The sequence below is a fragment of the Roseovarius sp. A-2 genome, from assembly GCF_002072155.1.
GTDB lineage: Bacteria > Pseudomonadota > Alphaproteobacteria > Rhodobacterales > Rhodobacteraceae > Roseovarius.
The window spans coordinates 1-21,135 of sequence record NZ_BDIY01000011.1; the positions used below are offsets into that span (position 1 = coordinate 1).

General features: G+C 61.8%; 20 protein-coding genes and 1 tRNA gene. 9 read left to right on the forward strand and 12 right to left on the reverse strand.

The features are described 5' to 3' along the window. Positions 1 to 285: 285 nt before the first annotated feature. The 4 genes from BHD06_RS13190 to BHD06_RS13205 form a co-directional block, all read right to left on the reverse strand. Positions 286 to 1,272 (reverse strand): zinc-dependent alcohol dehydrogenase family protein, encoded by a 987-nt coding sequence (locus BHD06_RS13190; RefSeq protein WP_080457453.1) that lies wholly within the window; start codon positions 1,270 to 1,272, stop codon positions 286 to 288. A 62-nt stretch (positions 1,273 to 1,334) separates the two neighbouring features. After that, the gene (locus BHD06_RS13195; RefSeq protein ID WP_080457454.1) at positions 1,335 to 2,243 is read right to left on the reverse strand and encodes a 2OG-Fe(II) oxygenase; all 909 of its coding nucleotides are present in this window, start codon (positions 2,241 to 2,243) and stop codon (positions 1,335 to 1,337) included. A 64-nt stretch (positions 2,244 to 2,307) separates the two neighbouring features. Continuing rightward, positions 2,308 to 3,096, reverse strand: a complete 789-nt coding sequence (locus BHD06_RS13200) for an SDR family NAD(P)-dependent oxidoreductase (RefSeq protein ID WP_080457455.1) — start codon at positions 3,094 to 3,096, stop codon at positions 2,308 to 2,310. Positions 3,097 to 3,132: 36 nt separating this feature from the next. Further along, positions 3,133 to 3,915, reverse strand: coding sequence for a CmcJ/NvfI family oxidoreductase (locus BHD06_RS13205; RefSeq protein ID WP_080457456.1), 783 nt, complete (start codon positions 3,913 to 3,915; stop codon positions 3,133 to 3,135). Between the two features lie 98 nt (positions 3,916 to 4,013). On the opposite strand from BHD06_RS13205, the gene BHD06_RS13210 reads away from it, so the two are divergent. Then, positions 4,014 to 4,925: a LysR family transcriptional regulator gene (locus BHD06_RS13210; protein ID WP_080457457.1), complete on the forward strand. Its 912-nt coding sequence runs from the start codon at positions 4,014 to 4,016 to the stop codon at positions 4,923 to 4,925. Positions 4,926 to 5,019: 94 nt separating this feature from the next. Here BHD06_RS13210 and BHD06_RS13215 read toward each other — a convergent pair whose 3' ends face one another. Next, positions 5,020 to 5,907 (reverse strand): LysR family transcriptional regulator, encoded by an 888-nt coding sequence (locus BHD06_RS13215; protein WP_080457458.1) that lies wholly within the window; start codon positions 5,905 to 5,907, stop codon positions 5,020 to 5,022. A gap of 99 nt (positions 5,908 to 6,006) precedes the next feature. Between BHD06_RS13215 and glyA the strand changes: the two genes are divergently transcribed. Beyond that, on the forward strand, positions 6,007 to 7,329 hold the full coding sequence (gene glyA / locus BHD06_RS13220) for a serine hydroxymethyltransferase (protein WP_080457459.1): 1,323 nt from the start codon (positions 6,007 to 6,009) through the stop codon (positions 7,327 to 7,329). Positions 7,330 to 7,771: 442 nt separating this feature from the next. Here glyA and BHD06_RS13225 read toward each other — a convergent pair whose 3' ends face one another. Continuing rightward, positions 7,772 to 8,002: a helix-turn-helix domain-containing protein gene (locus BHD06_RS13225; protein ID WP_080457460.1), complete on the reverse strand. Its 231-nt coding sequence runs from the start codon at positions 8,000 to 8,002 to the stop codon at positions 7,772 to 7,774. A gap of 86 nt (positions 8,003 to 8,088) precedes the next feature. On the opposite strand from BHD06_RS13225, the gene BHD06_RS13230 reads away from it, so the two are divergent. After that, positions 8,089 to 8,367: a hypothetical protein gene (locus BHD06_RS13230; protein ID WP_080457461.1), complete on the forward strand. Its 279-nt coding sequence runs from the start codon at positions 8,089 to 8,091 to the stop codon at positions 8,365 to 8,367. Positions 8,368 to 8,608: 241 nt separating this feature from the next. Here BHD06_RS13230 and BHD06_RS13235 read toward each other — a convergent pair. After that, positions 8,609 to 8,684: transfer RNA gene (locus BHD06_RS13235), tRNA-Thr, on the reverse strand. A 135-nt stretch (positions 8,685 to 8,819) separates the two neighbouring features. Then, a complete protein-coding gene (locus BHD06_RS13240; RefSeq protein WP_080457462.1) occupies positions 8,820 to 9,731 on the reverse strand; it encodes a LysR substrate-binding domain-containing protein in 912 nt (303 codons plus the stop codon). 102 nt (positions 9,732 to 9,833) lie between these two features. On the opposite strand from BHD06_RS13240, the gene BHD06_RS13245 reads away from it, so the two are divergent. From BHD06_RS13245 to BHD06_RS13255, 3 genes are all read left to right on the forward strand, one after another. Beyond that, positions 9,834 to 11,057 carry an acyl-CoA dehydrogenase gene (locus BHD06_RS13245; protein WP_080457463.1) on the forward strand — a complete coding sequence of 408 codons (1,224 nt, stop codon included), beginning with the start codon at positions 9,834 to 9,836 and terminating at the stop codon, positions 11,055 to 11,057. A gap of 61 nt (positions 11,058 to 11,118) precedes the next feature. Continuing rightward, on the forward strand, positions 11,119 to 12,381 hold the full coding sequence (locus BHD06_RS13250) for an FAD-binding oxidoreductase (RefSeq protein WP_080457464.1): 1,263 nt from the start codon (positions 11,119 to 11,121) through the stop codon (positions 12,379 to 12,381). 93 nt (positions 12,382 to 12,474) lie between these two features. Then, positions 12,475 to 13,878 carry an MATE family efflux transporter gene (locus BHD06_RS13255; protein ID WP_080457465.1) on the forward strand — a complete coding sequence of 468 codons (1,404 nt, stop codon included), beginning with the start codon at positions 12,475 to 12,477 and terminating at the stop codon, positions 13,876 to 13,878. Positions 13,879 to 14,084: 206 nt separating this feature from the next. Here BHD06_RS13255 and BHD06_RS13260 read toward each other — a convergent pair whose 3' ends face one another. The 3 genes from BHD06_RS13260 to BHD06_RS13270 are packed head-to-tail and all read right to left on the reverse strand — an operon-like array spanning position 14,085 to position 16,358. Next, entirely contained in the window at positions 14,085 to 15,023 is a 939-nt protein-coding gene (locus tag BHD06_RS13260) for a sterol desaturase family protein (protein ID WP_080457466.1), read from the reverse strand. Beyond that, positions 15,020 to 15,412 carry a hypothetical protein gene (locus BHD06_RS13265; RefSeq protein WP_080457467.1) on the reverse strand — a complete coding sequence of 131 codons (393 nt, stop codon included), beginning with the start codon at positions 15,410 to 15,412 and terminating at the stop codon, positions 15,020 to 15,022. Before BHD06_RS13265 ends, BHD06_RS13260 begins: the two co-directional genes overlap by 4 nt. 46 nt (positions 15,413 to 15,458) lie before the next feature. Next, positions 15,459 to 16,358 carry a DMT family transporter gene (locus BHD06_RS13270; protein WP_080457553.1) on the reverse strand — a complete coding sequence of 300 codons (900 nt, stop codon included), beginning with the start codon at positions 16,356 to 16,358 and terminating at the stop codon, positions 15,459 to 15,461. A gap of 473 nt (positions 16,359 to 16,831) precedes the next feature. Here BHD06_RS13270 and BHD06_RS13275 point away from each other — a divergent pair, with 473 nt between their 5' ends. The 3 genes from BHD06_RS13275 to gndA all read left to right on the forward strand — a co-directional run bounded on the left by BHD06_RS13275 (position 16,832) and on the right by gndA (position 20,572). After that, complete coding sequence (locus BHD06_RS13275; protein WP_080457468.1) at positions 16,832 to 18,007, forward strand: aspartate aminotransferase family protein; 1,176 nt, start codon at positions 16,832 to 16,834, stop codon at positions 18,005 to 18,007. Positions 18,008 to 18,086: 79 nt separating this feature from the next. Further along, the gene (gene argF, locus BHD06_RS13280; protein ID WP_080457469.1) at positions 18,087 to 19,013 is read left to right on the forward strand and encodes an ornithine carbamoyltransferase; all 927 of its coding nucleotides are present in this window, start codon (positions 18,087 to 18,089) and stop codon (positions 19,011 to 19,013) included. A gap of 158 nt (positions 19,014 to 19,171) precedes the next feature. Continuing rightward, entirely contained in the window at positions 19,172 to 20,572 is a 1,401-nt protein-coding gene (gndA, locus tag BHD06_RS13285) for an NADP-dependent phosphogluconate dehydrogenase (RefSeq protein ID WP_080457470.1), read from the forward strand. Positions 20,573 to 20,619: 47 nt separating this feature from the next. Here gndA and BHD06_RS13290 read toward each other — a convergent pair whose 3' ends face one another. Further along, positions 20,620 to 21,135: a thioredoxin family protein gene (locus BHD06_RS13290; protein WP_254892412.1), complete on the reverse strand. Its 516-nt coding sequence runs from the start codon at positions 21,133 to 21,135 to the stop codon at positions 20,620 to 20,622.

Here is a 21,135-nt window from a genome sequence, read left to right on the forward strand (position 1 = left end):
CTGCGCTCTTTCCCCATAGGCCGCAACCAGCCCCCGCGGCTTCCTCCTTCCGAGGTTTGTCAACGCGGGCCGAACGCAGCTCTGACGGCAAAGTTGCACCCCGGCCAGCATCGAAAAACCTTCAGGATTCCAGACTTTCGCTGCATGCTGGCCGAAAGTCCGGTTTGGTTTGTGGTGCCGCGCAATGCTTCTTTTCGGAATGTGTTGGGAACACCCTATAACAGTTCAAGTGGTTGCCAAATCCATATTTGGCTGGCACCCCCCCACTTTTTCATCCCGTCCTGCTTAGGCCTCGACGACAACCTTGCCAATGGCTTTGCCGCTTGTCAGGCGATCATAGGCGTCTCCAACGCGGTCAAGGTCGAATGTTGTATCATCAAGCAGCGGTTTCATCGCACCGGCATCTACAATCTCGGCGAGCTTTGTCAAAATCTCACCGTGCTTGGTGCGGCCTTGTCCGCTGAGCATGGGCAACAGCATAAAGATGATGTGCAAAGACAGGCCTTTGAAGTGCGCACGTGACAGATCTATTTCCAGCAGGCCCACAGTGGACGCGATGTTGGCATTGAGTGCCGCCGCCTCGAAGGAGTTGGTCATATTGGCACCGCCAACGGTGTCAAAAATGATGTCAAAGCCGGCCCCACCCGTGTATTGCGCCACATAGTCGGCGATCTTTGTCGTGGCGAAGTCAATTGCGGTCGCACCGTAGCCGTTGATGACAGCCAGCTGCGCGTCGCCAGTGCCCGTGCCATAGACGTCCGCGCCGAAATGTTTGGCCAGTTGCAACGCCAAGTGGCCAACACCGCCTGCGCCACCTTGCACCAGAACCTTTTGGCCTGCCGTGATGCCTGCGCGCTCCAACCCTTCGTAGGCTGTGATGCCAACCAACGGCATGGCCGCGGCTTCGCGCATCGAGATGGATTTAGGTTTGTGGGCGATCAGTTGGGCATCAGCCAACATGAACTCAGCAAGCGCACCTTGGAGGTCGGCCAGACCACCTGCGCAGCCGTAGACTTCGTCGCCGACAGCAAACGCGGTTACGCCTTCGCCAACCTCTTCTACGACACCTGCGAAATCCATCCCCAACACAGCGGGGAGCGCGGGAGACAAGGGCAAATCGGTGCCCATTGACCGGATCATTGTGTCAACGGTATTCACGCTGCTTGCTGCAACGCGCACGACCACGTGGCCTGCGGTCACCGTGGGTTTAGGAAGTTCTGCGATTTCGAATGTTGCGGTCTCGCCGTAGGACGTAAGGGTTGAGGCTTTCATGGGAAGTATCCTTGGATATGTTTGGAGAAAGTTATGTGAGAAGGCGTGCTTACGGTTGCGTCTTAGAACGGGGCAAAGCCGTCTTTGAGGGCCATCGGAACAGTCCAGCGTTCTTTGGCGTCGATGTCGTCGTAGGGTGCGCCAAACCAAGGCACCTGACCGTTTTCGCCGTAGAGCCATAGAACAAAGTTTGTCCTTTCGCCTTGGGTGATCGGCATGGATTCATGTGGCACGCTGCCGTGGTGGATCAGCGCCTTTCCGGGCGCAAAACCCAATTCGGCAACCTGACGGGTTTCGCGGTCAAAGAACTTCACGCCCGATCCTGAGAACGCTTCGCCTGGAAGATTGAGGTTGAGGTTCAACGTCACCGAAGATGCATCCGTGTGCGCCCGCAAAGATCTGTCCGCATCCGCCTGCCACTGGATCGAAAAGCCGAAGGTTTGCGTGTCGTATCCAACAACATCAGGAAACAAGAGCCGCGAGATGGGCCGCATGTAGGCGTCCATCAAATCGCGGTAGAAAGACTGAAAATTCGGCGCAGCAAGATACCCCTCAGAGCGTGGGTCCAGCATCGCGCCACCACGGTTGAGCGAAATGCCATAAGGCGGGCGCAGCGGGATATTCGCGTCGGCAACACTTTCAAGATAGTCACGCAGGACCGATAGGCGGGCGGGATCAAAGAACTGCGCCTCAAAGACGCCAGGAAAGACTTCTGTCCAAAGATTTCTGACAGCGCCCTCCTTGCTGGGATCTTGCCAAGCCTGTGCAATGGCCTCACGCAATTGCGGGTCATAAAGGCTGCTGTCCAGAATGGGTGCTTGGCCAGTGTTGGCCTCCCATTGCGTCCATGCGTCCTGAAACAAGGGCGTGTTCTGCGCCCAAAATGTCTGAACTGACGGGCTGCGTTGCAACATTTCGTCACGCATAGGTCGACTGATCGCGCGGGCGCGTTCGAGGGCGTTGGTTTGCATTGTCTATGCTCCTGATGTGGCCGTGCGCGGTATCGGCCCGAATAAAAATGTGCGTCGAATGTGATTAGCCAAGCACGGCTGCGGCCTCGTTAAGGCCTTGCATCACCTTTGCGCTGTGGGCGGCATCAAGCGCTGCGGCATGTGGCTGGGCGAACTGCTGGCTGTCGTTGTCAAAATATTTCCCGCTCGCCTTGGCAAAACCAGCGCCCACAGCCGCGTCGCGCAAGATATTCGCGCCAATGCTAAGATCGCTGCCCGCCACGCCAAAGCCCTCTTTGACCATCTTGGAAGCCAACAAAGAACCTGGGTTAACCGCGATGATTGCAGGGCCGTCGGGTAGTTCTTTTGCCATTTCGCGCGACCAAATGGTGAGCGCCAGTTTGCTTTGCGCATAGGCGTCCATATCGCTCAACTGACTGCGTCCGTGCAGCGCATCCAGGTCAACGGGCGCTTGTGCCGCCGAGGACAGGTTCACGACGCGGCCATCTTTCGCGATGATCGGCAACAGGTCACGGGTCAGCACATAGGGGGCAATCGCGTTCACCATAAAGCGAAGATCATACCCGCTTTGGGTCACGGCATTTGGGGCCTTTAGGATACCTGCGTTATTGATCACCACATCAATCTGGCTGTGATCGGCGCGAAGGGCGCTGGCCAATGCATGAACTTCAGCCACATCTGACAGGTCGGCCTTGTATTGCGCGACGGGGCCTTTGATTGTTTTGGCCGCTGCCTCCAGCTTGGCTGCATTGCGTCCGTGCAGCAGGACCGTGTGCCCTTCGGCAGCAAGGGTTTGCGCGGTCAAAAGGCCGATGCCGTCAGTGGAGCCTGTGATGAGAATTGTCTTCGTCATTGGGTAATCTTTCTGTGGTGGTCTCGATTTCGGGAGTTAGGCCGCGTAACGGACCAGGGTGCGGCTCTCGATGCTGCGCCGAATGGTGTGATTGTCTGGGTCTTCACTCATGTCCAAAGCACTATGGGCGATCGAAGGCAGGCCGCGATTGTCGAAGATATTAAAGAAAGCCACATCATCAGGCGTCATTTTGGACATATAAAGCCAGTCATGATGCGGGTTCGCCGCGATCCCCATGATCTGCCCCTTGCGGCTGGGATAGATCAGATCGAGCAAAATCCAGTCCTGCTTGGCGACACTGGCAGGGCGGATAAACCCCAGTGGTGCCGAGTTAATGGGGGCGCCGACCGGTCGCCAGACGTTCACGAATGCGAAGTGGCCTTTGGCCCAATCGGCGGCCTTGTCCTCGCCCAGAATGTCAATCAGTCGCTTCTCGGCTCCCCTAACGCTGTAGTCGCTATGCACGTTGCGGGCCGGCGCGCGATCTGCATTCGGGTCATCCACGCGCAACGTATGGTCAAACACGATGACCTCCTGTGCGCCCATCTCGTCTCCCAGCAGCTTGGTGAGCTCGGCATCATAGGCGTCCTGCCAATCGTTGCCTGCAAAAGATGCCACAGAGGTCGGGAAACTCGCAAACCCGACAGAGGTCCTCTCGAACGACACGCCCGCCTTCGACGTACGCACATCACGAACCGTCACCTGCGTAGACGCAAGCTCCGGCGAAATCAGGTTGCCGACAATCCCGTCCGCATCAAGCACAAATGCCTGCCGCTGCGGTTTATGGATATGGTAATTTACGGTCGCGATCTGGGCCATAGGTAGCTCCTGTGTCTGTCTTGCAATCAGACTTATCACTTCCAAAAATTATATAAATAAGGCATATTTGAATTCAGTATTCCGAAAAAGTATAAAATATGGACACTCAGACCCTCCGCCTTTTTGTTCTCGCCAGTGAGACTTTGAACATCAGCGCGGCTGGTCGCGCGCTCGGTATGGCACCCGCTGTCGCGAGCACCCGCATCGCGAAGCTGGAGCATTTGGTCGGCGCAGACCTGCTGCACCGATCAACCCGCAAAGTGTCGCTGTCGTTAGAAGGCCGCGATTTTCTGCCCTATGCACGCGAAATGATCGCTCTGGAGGAGACCGCGCTCGCAGCACTCGGAATGGGGCGGACGACGATCAGCGGCACATTGCGCTTTGCCGCGCCCAGCACCTTTGCACAACTCTACATTGCGCCGCTGCTGCCGCTGTTTATGGACCAATATCCTGATCTACGTCTCGACCTCCATCTCTCCGACGCCGAGTTTGATTTGATCGAGGGGAGCTACGATCTGGCGCTGCGCAACGCAGTCCTGGCCGATAGCAGCCTCACCGCACGCAAACTCGCGGACGACACACGCATCCTGTGTGCTTCCCCCGCCTATCTTGAGCGCTACGGCACCCCCCAAAGGCCCACAGATTTGGCGCAACACCGCCTGATTGCATTTAAAGATATCGAACCAAAAGCGCTCGTCGCACAAGACGGCATGCAGGCACAATTTAACCCAACTACTGCAACCCACTATCTGATCGTGAACGACGGGTTAACGCAAAAACTCACGACGCTCGATGGCGGTGGTATTTCAATTAACTCAATTTGGGCCGTGCAAAAAGAGCTTGCGACTGGAAGCCTAACGCGCGTCTTGCCCGACTTTGAGTTGGCAAACAAACCTGCGCTCTGGCTGATCTACCCCAAAAGCAACGTCGTCTCCGCCAAAGTCCGCGTGTTCATGGATTTCCTGATCGATCATTTCGGGCGTCAGAATGGAGCACGCAAGACGTCCTAATCCGAAGGTTTATGTGACCGACGGATTTTGCTGTTCCGAACAATAGCGGACGTTTGCCATACGATGGCGTAAATGTCGGCTCTGGGCCGTTCCATCACGTGCAGCCCAGCTGGCGTAGCACATCAACCAGCCGCCGCTGGTGGCGGCTTGCGGCCGACCCCGGTAGTGTCCAGATGCCAATCGACTGAGGCGTGCCGACCCCGGGTCCGAGCGGCGCGACAAGATCTCCTGCGTCAAGGTGCCTTGCCACGAGCGTCTTCCGTGCGATCAGGATGCCTGACCCGTTCAACGCCTCTTCGACGGCGACGGCGTAAAGCGAGAAAACGGGGCCGCGCGGCGTGAACAGCTGACCGGGAAGCGCCTGCGCCGACCATGTTCCCCAATCGTCGGCCCAGGCCGCGTCGGTCAGGCAGGTCATTTTCCGCAAGTCATCCGCCGTGCGAACGCGCCCTGCAAGTTCTGGTGTGCAGACGGGAAGGATTTCGTCCGCGGAAATGCGAATGCCCTCGGCGGGAATGGGGTCAGCATAGAAGAGGCAGATGTCGAACGGGACGCGTTTCAGGTTCGGCGGCTTTTCGACAGCGGTGACGGACACTTCGACATCGGGAATGGCCGCGCGCAGCGCAGGGAGACGCGGTGCAAGCCAGAGCTGCGCCAGCGCCGGCAAGGTGGCGATATGCACCCGCCTTGGCGCAGAATCCTGACGGAGATCCTGAACCGCCTCGCCGAGCCGGTCGAAGACGTCGACCAGGCTGGGCAAAGCGCGCGCGCCGATGTCGGTCAGGACGACGCCATGGGCTTGTCGTTTGAAAAGCGGAGCCCCGAGTTCGGCTTCAAGCCCTTTGATCTGCGCCGCCACGGCGCCTGGCGTTACCCGCAACTCCTCTGCCGCGAGTGCGAAGCCGCCGAGCCGCGCAGATGCCTCGAATGCCCTCAAGGCATTGAGGGAGGGTAGACGCGGAAACTGGGGGTCAACAGCCAAAACAGCCTCATATTTTCTAAGCCTACTATTTCAGAAATCTGCTTTGCGTGGAAGCTCTGATCTACCGAGAATGACGACAACTCAAACCGGAGAACCCGAATGACCCATCATGACCTTTGCCCCTGGCTGACGCCGACCGTCGCTGCACGCATCGCCACGATCACCGCCGAGACAGCACATGCCGCTTCCAACGAGATCGCGGCACGGATTGCAGCACTTGCCGAGCGCAACCGCGCCATTCACGAACGCGAATGCTTCAACCTCAACCCGGCGACCAACGTCATGAACCCGAAGGCGGAGGCGTTGCTGGCAAGCGGCCTCGGATCGCGCCCTTCGCTGGGATATCCGGGCGACAAGTATGAGATGGGTCTCGAGGCGATAGAAGAAATCGAGGTCATCGCCGCCAATCTTGCCTGCGAGATCTTCAACGCCAAGCATGCTGAGATCCGGGTGGCGTCCGGCGCCTTGGCCAACCTCTACGCCTTCATGGCCACCTGCGAACCGGGTGATGCAATCATTGCTCCGCCGGCCAGCATCGGCGGTCATGTCACCCACCACAAGGCGGGCTGCGCAGGTCACTACGGCCTCGTAACCCATCCTGCACCCGTCAACGTCGACGGTTATACGGTTGATCTCGACCAGCTGCGCGACCTGGCCCTGAGAGTGCATCCGAAGCTGATTACAATCGGGATGAGCCTGAACCTCTTTCCCCATCCAATCGCGGAGATTCGCGCTATCGCGGACGAAGTCGGGGCAAAGGTGCTGTTCGATGCTGCGCATCAATGTGGCATGATCGCAGGTGGCGTCTTCGCCGATCCACTGGCCGAAGGCGCGCACATGATGACCATGAGCACCTACAAGAGCCTTGGCGGTCCAGCAGGCGGCCTGATTGTGACCAGCGATGATGATATGGCGCAGCGTCTCGACAAGATCGCCTTTCCGGGCCTGACCGCGAACTTTGACGTTGCGAAATCAGCAGCACTCGCGATCGGCCTCTTGGACTGGCGGGAATTCGGTTCGGCCTATGCCAGGGCGATGGTGACCACGGCCAAGGCTCTGGCCGAGGCGCTCGCGGCTGAGGACATGCCGGTGTTCGCGACCTCGCAGGGCTATACAGGGTCTCATCAGTTCGCTTTGGAGGCTGCGGCGTTCGGCGGCGGCCAAGCGGCGGCGAAACACCTGCGCCCCGCCAATATTCTTGCCTGCGGGATCGGCCTGCCGATCTCGCCTGTCGACGGCGACATGAATGGTCTGCGTCTGGGCACGCCAGAGCTTTGCCGCTGGGGCATGACCGAACGTGACATGCCGCAACTCGCGGGCATCATCGCCAAGGCGCTGCGGTCATCGCAGCCCGAAGCACTGGCATCGGAGGTCGCGGAGTGGCGCGGCAGCTTCGACCGACTGCACTTCATCCGGGCGTGAGCGTGCTTGCTTGAAAATGCCTTTGAAGGCACTTTCAAAACGGTAACTTTTGCGCACTGTTGCCATCCGGCTCTAAGAAATGCTGCACGATGAACGAATGGCCGGTTCGGAGACCCTGCCTCGCAGGGTTCGACGATGAGGCCAATGGCCGGTCTGGGCCGGTCGTGACGGTCGCCGATGCGAGGAGGAGATCGCGCGTTACCAACGGTGCTTCCACCCGCAGAGCTGCCGCCCAACACTGACTTGGCGAGCGCTCACTGTCGTTGTGTCTTGCGCCGGTGATGCCAAAGAGTCAGAGGCAGCCCCATCTTCGAGCCCTCGACCGGGGACCTCACATTGTTGGTCTTTCGACAAAGATCGGCTCGTCAAGACCGGCGTTAATCCTCGAACCGTCACCGGATCTCCGAACACGGCGAAATGGTCAGGCCCGCACTGACTGTCGTCAGGTATCCTTGCGCAACCGGACGCCTGCGCCGCCGCCATTCTCTGCGATGAACTCGACCCCGGCGGATTCGAGGGCGGTCCGGAGGGCGGCAATGGTGCGCGCATATGGAGAACTCTGTCCCATTTCGAAGCCCGCAATCGTGCGCTTTGCAACGCCCGTGGCGCTTGCGAGATCATCTTGGGACATGGCCAGCATTGCACGGGCGGCACGGCATTGTTCGGGCGTCATATTTAAACCTTGCACTTTTAATGCAGTATGCGCTATTGATGCAGTGTTGCACTGATAATGTAATACCACAATAGGAGATCGAGACAATGACGAACATTCCCGACCACGTCCGCCGGAATCACGAAAGAACCTCCGAGAGGCTAGACGAGGCGCGCGCAATGCTGCGCGCCGTCGAGCAGATGGCGGAGGCTGCAAGGCTGCCCAACTCACCCGAGACTGAAAGTATGTTTGTTCTGATTGCGGCCACGCAAGACCGTTTGTTCGACGTTGACCAGGCTCACGGTATCGAATGGGTAGGGCACGGCGGCAAAACAGCCGAGATGATGCTTGAGGAACCCGGTGAGGCCGGGGATGTCCAGCAATGAGCAATTATCCGGACATGGCTGAACGGCCGGACGCCCTACACCACGCCTTGGACAAGCCAGAGGATTGCCTGTTCGCCAGGCGCGAGTGACGACTTCAACAGATCGACAAGGGGCCGGGCGGGATTCGCCCGGTCTTTTGTATGGTTGTGAGATCTAGTGACAAATCGGGTGACAAGGTAAAGTATCACAAGGCGAGGTTTGGCTGCCGATCCCTCTAATATATTGTTTTATTGATATTTAATGGTGCCCCCACACGGACTCGAACCGCGGACCTACTGATTACAAATCAGTTGCTCTACCAGCTGAGCTATAGGGGCTGATGACGATTGCCTCGCATCCGCACATCGAGGGCCGATTAGCATAGGGCATGATGCCGCGCAACGGGCAAAATGGGCGGATCGTCGGAGATATGTGGCCTGCGGTCAGGCAAGAACAATCGCGCGGCAAACGGTCTAGCGCGGCAGCAGATCCTCGTCCTCGGTCTGCCCCGAGAGCCAATCGCGGAACATGAGCAGTGACGGATCCCGGCCGTTCTCTTGTGGCCAGACAAGGTAATAGGCACCCGGCATCACGGTTGTCTCGCCCCAGACGCGGGTCAATCGTCCCGTCGCCAGATCCTGTTCTGCCAGGTAATCCGGCAGGAGCGCCACGCCCAGACCGTGCAACGCTGCCTGCGTAATGGTTGAGAATTGATCATAGATTGTACCGCTTGCGCGCGCCCCTTCAATGCCATGCGCGGCGAACCAGTCCACCCAGGCATGGGGCCGCGTTTCGATATGCAGAAGCGGCAGGCGCAGCAGGCCGCGGGCAGAGGTGACCGGGGGGTGGGCGGCCAGTAGATCGGGCGCTGCAACCGGCAGAACCGCCTCTGTCTTCAGCCGCAGCGCATCGGTTCCCGGCCAATCTGCATTGCCGAAATGTATCGCCGCATCAAAGGGTTCAGAGGCGAAGTTGAATGGTTTGAGCCGGGTGGAGAGGTTGATCGTCACCTCCGGGTGGCGACGCGCAAAATCCGCGAGGCGCGGCACCAGCCAACGCATGCCGAATGTGGGCAGGATTGCAAGGCTCAGACTGCCGCCGACCGGGTTTACCGTTATGTTGACCGACGCTTGCGCGATCTGCTGCAAGGCACCGCGCACCTTGTCGGCATAGACCGCCGCGTCAGGCGTCAGGCGCATGCTGCGCCCCTGCCGGAGGAATAGCGTCACACCAAGCTGATTTTCAAGCGTTTTCAATTGCCTGCTGACCGCACTTTGTGTCAGTGCCAGTTCCTCGGCGGCGGCGGTAGCGCTATCCAGGCGGTCCAGCGCCTCGAGCGCGCGCAGCGAGGAGATCGAGGGCAGGAAGCGGCGGGGCAGGGTCATACTTGCGAAAAACTCATGAGTTTATGTGAATTTATCGTTATTCAGGCAGGTTTGGCCAGTGTAAGTTGCCTGCGACTGATAAAAATGCATGAGGATTGCGCCATGAATGCCAATACCCCCACGCTGCGCGCCAAGGATGCGCCGGATCTCAACTCTTTCGAGTGGAGCGATCCGTTCCGCCTGAGTGACCAACTCTCGGAAGAGGAGCGCATGATCGCCGAAAGCGCCCGCACCTTCGCGCAGGAGAGCCTGCAACCGCGGGTTATTGATGCCTATCGCGAAGAGCGGGTGGAGCCGGAAATCTTCAGTGAAATGGGGCGGATGGGCCTGTTGGGCACGACCATCCCCGAGGAATATGGCGGGCTGGGATCAAGCTATGTAAGCTACGGTCTGGTGGCGCGCGAGATCGAACGGGTCGATTCGGGCTATCGTTCAATGATGAGCGTGCAAAGCTCGCTGGTGATGTATCCGATCTACGCCTATGGCAGCGAGGAGCAGCGCCGCAAATACCTGCCGGGGCTGGCGAGTGGCGACCTGATCGGCTGTTTTGGCCTGACCGAGCCCGATGCGGGTAGCGATCCGGCGGGCATGAAGACCCGCGCGGTACGCACCGACACGGGTTATCGGCTGACCGGCTCCAAGATGTGGATTTCCAACAGCCCGATTGCCGATGTCTTCGTCATCTGGGCCAAATCCGAGGCGCATGACGGCAAGATCCGGGGCTTCGTGCTTGAAAAGGGAATGACGGGCCTGAGTGCGCCCAAGGTGGGCGGCAAGTTGAGCTTGCGCGCCTCGGTCACCGGCGAGATCGTGATGGATGGCGTCGAGGTGCCAGAATCGGCACTTTTGCCTAATGTTCAGGGGCTTAAGGGACCTTTTGGATGTTTGAACCGGGCCCGTTACGGCATCGCCTGGGGCGTCATGGGCGCGGCGGAGTTCTGCTGGCACGCATCGCGGCAGTATGGCCTTGACCGCAAGCAGTTCAACCGCCCGCTGGCGCAGACGCAACTCTTTCAGCTCAAGCTGGCAAACATGCAGACCGAGATTGCGCTTGGCCTGCAGGCGGCGCTGCGCGTCGGGCGGCTTATGGACGAAGCCAATGCCGCGCCCGAGATGATCAGCCTGATCAAGCGCAACAATTGCGGCAAGGCATTGGAGATTGCACGCCACGCCCGTGACATGCATGGTGGTAACGGGATTTCAGAGGAATTTCAGGTCATTCGCCACATGGTCAATCTGGAGACGGTCAACACTTACGAGGGAACGCATGATGTGCATGCCCTGATCCTGGGCCGTGCGCAGACCGGGTTGCAGGCGTTTTTCTAAGGTGAGGAATGGGGCGCAGGTCTCTGATATTAATATGTAAAAGATCAAGGGGCTGCCGCGTATGAGCGGCCCGCTCTCCTCGCTTTGGCAGGCGAGCGCGGCGGAGGTGTTCGCAGCGCCTGCATTGCAGGGCGAACGCAGCGTAGATCTGGCTATCGTGGGGGGCGGATATACCGGCCTATCGGCGGCGCTGGAGGGGGCCGGACAGGGCGCAGATGTCACCCTGCTTGAGGCCGAGACCGTCGGGCATGGCGGCTCCGGGCGCAATGTCGGGCTGGTCAATGCCGGGCTCTGGCTGCCCCCTGATGAGGTCTGCAAGACGCTCGGTCAGGCGGCGGGTGAGCGGCTCAACTCTGTATTGGCCGGGGCGCCGGATGTCGTCTTTGACCTGATCGCGCGGCATGCCATCGCCTGCGAGCCGGTACGCAATGGCACGCTGCATCTGGCGCATGCGCCCAAGGGCGTGGCGCAATTGCGCGAACGGCTGGCGCAGATGCAGGCGCGCGGCGCGCCGGTGCGGCTGTTGGATCATACAGAGATCGCGGCGCGCACCGGAACTGACCGGTTTCACGGCGGATTGCATGATCCGCGCGCGGGCACGATTCAGCCCCTGGCCTATGCGCGCGGACTGGCGCGCGCGGCCGCAAGGCAGGGCGCGCGGCTGCACGAGCAGAGCCCGGTCACGGCGGCCACGCGCCATGGCGGGCAATGGGTGATCCACACGCCGGGCGGCAAGCTGCGCGCAAAGCATCTGCTCATGGCGACCAACGCCTATCACTGCCCCGCGCCCCCCGTGCGCCTGCCCGAGATGCCGGTGGTGCAATTCTACCAACTGGCAACGGAGCCGTTGGGCGACAACCTCGCGCGCGACATTCTGGCGGGCGGCGAAGGGTGCTGGGATACCGGTTTGGTGATGACCTCGCTGCGCCGCGATGCGGTGGGGCGGATTATCCTGGGCGGCATGGGCGGCGAGGCGAGCGCACATGCCGACTGGGCAGAACGCAAGCTGGTGCAGCTTTTCCCGCGCCTGCGCGGAACCGGGATCAACCACGCCTGGGCGGGGCGCATCGCGATGACCGGCGACCACCTGCCACGGATTCAGCGCATCGGGCAGGGCGGTCTTGCGGTCTATGGTTATTCCGGGCGCGGCATCGCGCCGGGCACGGTGTTTGGCCGGGCCGCCGCGCGCGCCCTTCTGAACGGCCAGGAAGACGATCTGCCGGTAAGGGTCGTCGAGGCGCATCGCGAGCCGTTCGCGGGGCTGCGAACCCTCTATTACGAGACCGGTGCGCGGATGGTGCACCTGATCGCCGCGCGCGGCTGAGCAAATTCGCACACAGAGTGTTGATTGGCCGGGCATTGAGCAGACGGCAAAGCCGGCTATGTGCTCCAGACGTTGTGTAAAAGGAATATGACAATGGCCCTGACCGAGAGCGGCGGCAGCTTCACCCAAGGCAATCTTTTCCGGCATGTGTCGGTGATGTCCTTCACGTCGAGCATCGGGCTGATGGCGATCTTTGCCGTCGATCTCATTGATATCGTGTTCATTTCCATGTTGGGGCGCGAGGAGCTGGCAGCTGCGGCGGGCTATGCGAGCGCGCTGATGTTCTTTGCCAGTGCCGTCAATATAGGGCTGTCGGTTGCGGCGGGCGCATTGGTGGCTCGGGCCGAGGGGGAGCGCAACCGCACAGACGCGCGCGAGTATGCGACCAGCACGGCGGTGATCGCGGTGGCGACCGGCGTCGTCCTGCCGCTTCTGATGCTGCCGTTTCTCGACGTTCTCTTGGGCCTCATCGGGGCCAGCGGGGCCATGGCAGAAATGGCTTCGAGCTATCTGTGGATCATCCTGCCGACGACGTTCCTGTCGGGGTTGTCGATGGTGGCGGTGGCGGTCTTGCGCGCCTACGGTGATGCGCGGGGTGCGATGTATCCCGCGCTTCTCGGGGCCGGGGTCAACCTCGTCTTCGACCCGATTCTGATCTTTGCCGTCGGGCTTGGCCTTGAAGGGGCCGCCGTGGCGACGGTGCTAGCGCGTCTCGCGACGGCGATACTGGCGATAGTCCTCGCGGTGATGCGATATCAGGCCTTTGCCCGGCCACGCCCGCAATGCGTGGCGCGCGATTTCAAGGATGCGGCGGGCATCGCACTGCCGGCGGTTCTGGGCACGGTGGCGACACCTTTGGGCACCGCCATCGTGACGCGGGAAATGGCGAAATACGGCACTGACGCGGTGGCCGCGATGGCGGTGATCAACCGGATGGTGCCGGTGGTCTTCTCGGTCGTGCTGGCGTTGTCGGGGGCGATCGGGCCGATTTTCGGGCAGAATTTCGGGGCAGGGCGCATGGACCGCGTCTACGAGACCTTTATCGACGGGCTGAAATTCCTGGCGCTTTATGTGCTGGGCATGTCGGCGCTGCTCTTCGTGTTGCGCGCCCCGATTGCGGACATGTTCGACGCCAATGGCGACATGCGTGCGATCCTTTATCTCTATCTCGGGCCGCTGGCGCTTGGCTCGTTCTTCAACGGTGCGATCTTCGTGGCGAACGCGTCGTTCAATAATCTCGGCCACCCCGGCTATTCGACCGGTGTGAACTGGGCGCGGCACACGATCGGCACCTGGCCCTTTGTCCTGGCGTTCGGGATGATCTGGGGCGCGCAGGGCGTTCTGGTCGGGCAGGCGCTTGGCGGGGCGGTCTTTGCGGCCTTGGCGGCATGGTTGGCGTTGCGGGTGATCGAGGCACCGTGCCGCGATCCGCTTGCGGCGCATTACACCTGCCCCGATCAGCGCATGCAGGTGATGACCAACCGCGCGCAGCGTTGAGCAGGGCCTTTGGGGATGACACCGGCACCCTGCACAAGGCTGAGTAATGGGCCTTGCACAGGGCACCGGATTCTTGCGCCGATCCAGACCTGCTAAAGCAAGATCGGCTCTGTGCAATGAGTTTAGCGGATCCTCTTGCTTGCCCGATTAACTCCTATTTGGAACGACCGGTCAATTAACAATTTGGTAAACAGCGCGTGAAACACTCATCGGTTGAGCGGAAATCCCGGTGTTCCCGTATTTTCAGGGTGATCGGCCAGAAATCGCGCCTTGATCGCGGTCGAGGTTTCGCGGCTGCCGTCATGACTCCAGCCCGGGGGCATCACGCAATACTTGAGCCGCTCGCGCCAAGTCAGCCCCGGCTGCGTGGCGTCGCGAAAGATGCTGATCCATTCGTGAAACGCCACGCGGATGGGATTGAACGTGCCGAGATTGCGGACGAGGCCGAAATCGACCTTGTCCTCTTCTAACTCGGGCACGAAGGTGCCGAACATCTTGTCCCAGATGATGAACACGCCCGCATAGTTGCAATCAAGATAACGTGGGTTGCGCCCGTGATGCACACGGTGATGAGAGGGTGTGTTCATCACGGCCTCGAACCAGCGTGGCATGCGCCCGATCGCCTCGGTATGGATCCAGAACTGGTAGATCAGGTTGAGCCCGCCGACGAACAGCACCATCCCTGGGTGAAACCCCAGCAGGATCAGCGGCGCGCGCACCACCATCATGAACGTGAAGGTTCCGGTCCATGTCTGGCGCAGCGCCGTGGTCAGGTTGTAATGCTGCGAGGAGTGGTGATTGACGTGGCTCGCCCAGACCCATCGGATGCGGTGGCCAAAGCGGTGCACCCAGTAATAGCGCAGATCGTCCAGCACAAAGCAGAGCGCGATCACGCCTATGGAAGTGCCGAGATCGAGCGGCGAGATATTCCACAGCACCATGAAGAACCCGTAAGCGACAAAGCCCAGCAAGATGCCCGACGCCACGTTACCCGCCCCCATTATGAGCGATGTGAGCGCGTCGCGCGTTTCGTAGCGCCCGCCGCGCCCCTTGATCACGATCCACAAGAGTTCGGCGAGGATGGCGGCGATGAAGAGCGGCACCGCCAAATTCACAACGTCGGGAAAGGGGGTTATGTCGGTCATGCGGTCTCCTTCAACGCGTCTTGCCACGCGGCAACCTCGTCTGGATCAAGGGCGAGGTGAATTTGCGGCGCGGTGTAGTCGGGCAAGTTGAGCCGCAGCCCGGTCTTGGTCCGGCGTGCCCGCGCGCCGGTGAGGTAGCGCGCGGTGGTATCGGCGCCCATCGGCCAGACCACGCCGCGCCTGGTCTCGGTCGCGATCAGCGCGGCGGATCGGTTGTCGCAGAGTGTGACATGGATGGGGGCGTCAGCGGGAAATTCGCGTAGCCAGGCTGCCCGCGCCGCTGCCGTGTCCGGCAGTGTCGCGCGGCGCGACAGGCCGAGCAGATGCAGTAGCACCGCGATGCAAGCGATGCCCACAACGACCATCGGCAACAGGATGCTCAGTGGCATGCTCTCCTCCCTCCCGCTGGATTTAGCCAGAGGCCGGGCGCATTTGTCAAAGGGGGCGTTGCGTCACCCCGCGCCGCCGCCCCTCGCGCCAGACCAGAAGGCCGGCTCCGCAGAGCACGACCGCCGCCCCGGTGACCGAGACCGAATCCGGCCAGACCCCGAAAATCACCCCATCATAGAGCGCGGCAAAGACCAGCGCGGTGTAAAAGAATGGGGCGACAAAGCTCGCGTCGCCCCGCGCCACCGCGTTGATGAAACAGCCCTGTGCCAGCGCCATCAGCAGCCCGATGCCGATCAGCGCCGCCCATTGCGCGGGCGTGGGTGCGGCCCAGACCCAGATCACCGCAAGCGTCGCGATGCTCAGACCGATTGCGTTGTTGATCAGCAGGATCTGCCACGGTCCCTCGCACCCCGACAGACGCTTGATGAAGATAAGCTCCGCCCCGAGGCAGATCGCCGCGCCAAGCGCCAGAAGTGCTCCGGGCGCAATCGCGCCGCTGCCCGGTCGCATCAGGATCACGGCACCGCACAGGCCGATGGCGGCGGCGCACCAGCGGATGGGACCGACCTTTTCGCGCAGGAGCGGAATCGCCAGCATCATTCCGAAAACCGGATTGAGAAAGCTGATCGCCGTGGCATCTGACAGCGGGATGAAGGCGGCGGCGGCGAACATCAGCGTGACCCCGGTCCAGCCGAAGCAGGAGCGTTTGACATGGGTCGCGAGATCGGGCCGCGTGAGGCGCGGCCGGATCAGCGCCGTCATTGCGGCGATAGCGAGAAAGGCGAAGAGAAACCGCCCGTGGCTGACCTGCAGCGCATGCAGCGGTGGGCCAAGCGCCTCCGTTCCAAGCGCCTTGGCCAGAAGTGTCGTGCCCGCCAGCAATGCCGCGGCCAGCAGCGTCAGCCCGGCGGCGAGGCCGGGATCGGGGGGGCGGGGCGTGAACATGCGCGCAGCTTTGCCGCGCTGCATGTCGGTCTGCAAGCGGTAACGGCCCGACACCCGCCGACAAATGCGCGTGACCCATGGCCGGAAAGCGACGCGATGTCGTGCCGGGTTGCGCAGGCGTGGCGGTTTGCGGGCAGGATATGTGGAAACAACATCCAAGACCCGAAGACATGCATAACCGCCGCATCCCCGAATGGCTCCGCCACGCGCTCACCCCTCGGTCTGTGGATTCGCAATGTTGGCGGGCACCGAGGCGATGGCCCGCGACATTCCGCTTTCCCTGACGCGCGAAACCGGCTAAAGCCACGTCATGATCACCAGCGCGACATATACTCCGATCCGACGCCGACGCACCCGCGCCTGACGTCCCGTCCCCTCGTGATCCCGGTGCATTCGCGCCAATTTTCCCAAATGATTGACTTGGCCCCGCCCTTGCGGCACTCAAAGGGCCTCTTGTTGACAAGGAACCTGCCATGATCCCGTCGATCCTGCCGACTTACAATCGCGCGCCGCTCTCATTCGTCAAAGGCGAGGGCGCCTGGCTGATCGAGGCCGATGGCCAACGCTTTCTCGATCTGGGCGCAGGGATCGCGGTAAACGCCATGGGCCACGCGCATCCCGCGCTGGTGGCGGCGCTGACCGAGCAGGCGGGCAAGCTGTGGCATACCTCGAACCTTTACCAGATCCCTGCGCAGCAGGAACTGGCCGATCGGCTGGTCGAGGCGACGTTTGCCGATACGGTCTTCTTCACCAATTCCGGCACCGAATCCTGCGAATTGGCGGTCAAGATGGCGCGCAAGTTCTTCCATGACGCAGGCCAGCCGGAGCGCACGGATATCATCGCCTTTGAAGGCGCGTTTCACGGACGCTCCTCTGCGGGGATCGCGGCTGCCGGATCGGAGAAGATGACCAAGGGCTTCGGGCCGCTTCTGCCCGGCTTCAAGCATGTGCCCTGGGGCGATCATGACGCGTTCCATGCCGCGATCGACGACAATACCGCCGCGATTCTGATCGAGCCGGTGCAGGGCGAGGGCGGTATTCGCCCGCTGCCCGATCAATGCCTCAGGGGCTTGCGCGATCTTTGCGACGAGAGGGGCATCCTGCTGATCCTCGACGAGGTCCAATGCGGGGTGGGGCGCACGGGGCGGCTTTTCGCGCATGAATGGGCGGGCGTCACACCCGATATCATGATGGTCGCCAAGGGCATCGGCGGCGGCTTTCCCCTCGGCGCGGTGCTGGCCACGGAGCGCGCCGCTACGGGCATGGGCGCGGGCACGCATGGCTCCACCTATGGCGGCAATCCCCTAGGCTGTGCCGTGGGTTGCGCGGTGATGGAGCATGTCGCCACGCCGGAGTTCCTGGCCGAGGTCAACCGCAAGGCGGGGCTGATGCGGCAGCGTCTGGAAGGGCTGGTGGCCGCGCATCCCGATATCTTTACCGGCGTGCGCGGTTTGGGGCTGATGCTGGGGCTGAAATGCAAGACCACCAACACCGATGTGGTCAAGGCGGGCTATGACGCGCTTGTCGCCACCGTGCCCGCCGCCGACAACGTGATCCGCCTGTTGCCGCCGCTCACCATCACCGACGCTGAAATCGCCGAGGCGGTCACCCGTCTCGACGCCGCCGCCACAGCCCTGGAAACCGCCTGATTTCACTGTTCCCGAAATACTCCGGGGGTGTGGGGGCTGGCCCCCACGAGAGGCCCCGATTGAAAAAGCGAACTGCGACATGACCCATTTTCTCGATATTCACAAAACCGATCCCGCCGATCTGCGGGCGATCATAGATCAGGCGCGCCAGATGAAGGATGCGCGCGATGGTCATCCGCGCGGCATGCCCGATGCCGAACAGCCGCTGGCAGGTCGCATGGTGGCGCTGATCTTCGAGAAACCCTCGACGCGGACCCGGGTCTCGTTCGACGTGGGCGTGCGGCAGATGGGCGGGCAGACGATGGTTCTGTCGGGTGCTGACATGCAACTGGGTCATGGCGAGACGATTGCCGACACGGCGCGTGTTCTGTCGCGCTATGTCGACATGATCATGATCCGCACCTTCGACGAATCCGTGCTGCTGGAGATGGCCGAATATTCCGACGTGCCGGTGATCAACGGCCTCACCGATCGCACCCATCCCTGCCAGATCATGGCCGATATCCTGACCTATGAGGAACATCGCGGACCCATTGCAGGCAAGAAGGTGGTCTGGTCGGGCGATGGCAACAATGTCTGCGCCTCCTTTTTGCATGCCGCCGGGCAATTCGGGTTCGATCTGACCTTTACCGGCCCGATGCAACTTGATCCCGAACCGGAATTCATCGGCCTTGCACGCAAAGCGGGCAGTACGATCACCATCGAACGTGACGCGGCCAAGGCCGTCGAAGGGGCCGATCTGGTGGTCACCGATACCTGGGTCAGCATGCATGACAGCCAATCCACCAAGGAGCGCCGCCACAACATGTTGCGGCCCTACCAGATCAATGACGCGCTTATGGCACAAGCCAAGCCTGACGCGCTCTTCATGCATTGCCTGCCCGCGCATCGCGGCGAGGAGGTGACGTCGAATGTAATGGACGGGCCGTCCTCGGTGATTTTCGACGAGGCCGAGAACCGCCTGCATGCGCAAAAGGCGATCATGCGCTGGACGCTCGGGGTCTGAGGGTGGCGTGACGGGAGATCCTCCGGTCAAGCCGGAGGATGACGTTGATCTTGTGCCGCCGTCACCCTCAGGCCTGACCCGAGGATCGCTCGGGTGCTTGCAGTTTATCGTTTTGCGGCCTAGGCTTACCTCGTCCCGTTAGCGGTATCGGAGGGCGGATGGGCAAGGCGCGGATCGGGGTTTACGGACTTGGTACCATGGGCAGCGCGCTGGCGCTCAACATGGCGGAGCACGGCTTTGACGTGGCTGTGACCAACCGCGAGACCGACTGGATTGCGGGCTTCATCGCGGAGGCGGGCAATCTGGCTGAGCGCCTTGATCCACATGACAAAATTCAGGATTTCGTCGCCGCGCTGGAGCGTCCGCGTGTCGTCTTGTTCATGATCCCGTCGGGGGAACCGATGGATGCGATGCTGCGCGAGATCACGCCGCTGCTGGAGCCCGGCGATATCGTGATCGACGGGGGCAATGCCGATTTTCACGACACCCGAAGGCGGGTCGGTAATCTGTCGGGATCGCGTCTGAATTACGTCGGTCTCGGTGTTTCGGGCGGCGAGGCCGGCGCGCGGTATGGTCCGTCGATGATGATGGGCGGCGACGCCGAGGCCTGGGCGCGGATCGCGCCGATCCTGACGGCCATCGCGGCCCGTCACGAGGGCAGTCCCTGCGTGGCGCATCTCGGCCCCGACGGGGCTGGGCATTTCGTCAAGACCGTACATAACGGCATCGAGTATGCCGACATGCAGGTGATCGCGGAAATCTACAGCCTGCTGCGCAACGGGCTGGCACTGCCGCCTGCCGAAATCGGCGCGCTGTTCGAGGCCTGGAACGAGGGCCCGCTGCGCTCTTACCTCGTGGAGATCACCGCCAGGTTGTTGACCTATGCCGATCCCGAGACCGGGCACCCGGTGATCGACGTGATCAAGGATGCGGCGGGTCAGAAGGGAACCGGGCGCTGGAGCGTGATCGAGGCGCTGCGCATGGGGCAATCCGCGAGCATGATCGAGGCCGCCGTGGGCGCGCGCAGCTGGTCCTCGGAGAAAGACACGCGGCAGGCGGCGGAGGTTGTTCTTGGCGGCACTGTTAGCGTGATCGAGGCCAGTCCGGAGGTTCTGGCGGAGGCGTTTCTGGCTGCGCGCATCCTTGCCCATGCGCAGGGGTTTCGGGTGCTGGCGGCGGCGTCGGAGGACTACGACTGGTCGCTCGATTTCGCGACCATCGCGCGGATCTGGCGGGCGGGCTGTATCATCCGGTCGGCCCTGCTCGACGAGATCGCAGTCGCCTGTGAGGGCGATTTGCCGCGCGGTCAGTTGATCCTCGACCCCGGTCTTGCGCAGACTCTTGCGCGCTGCATGCCCGCGCTGCGGCAGGTGGTATGTAGCGCGGTGCATGGCGGGCATCCGGTGCCCGCGTTGAGTGCCGGACTGGCGTGGTATGACAGCATGCGCCTGGGCCATGGCAGCGCCAACATGATCCAGGCGCAGCGCGACATGTTCGGGCATCACGGGTTCGAGCGGCTGGGGCAGGCGGGTGTGCATCACGGCCCGTGGTGGGACTGAGGCAGGCGGGGTCAGTTGAGTATTTTTGGAACGATGAAGGGCAGGGGTCACTCGACCAGGTAGCGTTCGAGCACGATGGCGGGCATCGCGCCGCGCAGCATCATGTCGGGCAGCACGTAGGAGGGGGCCATGTCGAGGCCGAGACTGCGGGCAAGCGCGGTGTCGGAGCCGATGTCGAAGACCGCGACGCGAAAGCCCAGCCGTTGGGCGAGCGCGCGCAACTCATCCTTGGCGCGCGTGCAGTCGGGGCAGTTCTCGGCCGTAAAGAAGGCCAGGCGCGTTGCTGCGTCGGCGGGGCCGAAGCCGGGTTGGTTTGGGTTGAAAAGCTGTGCCGCCAATTGGTCGAGCGTGGCCAGATCGCGCTCGGCCTCTGCGCCGTAGAGGTCGGGAGCGGGCCGCGACAGGCCGGTGATCTCTGAGAGCAGTTCGGGGGTGGCGATCAGCACCTCGCGGATCGCGGAGCCGAGCGGCGGGCGCGATTGCGGGCCGGTGTCCTGTGCCGGGCTTGCGACTGGCAGCAGCAGCCCCCCGAGGAGGGCCACGCCGAAAAGACGGAAGAGCAT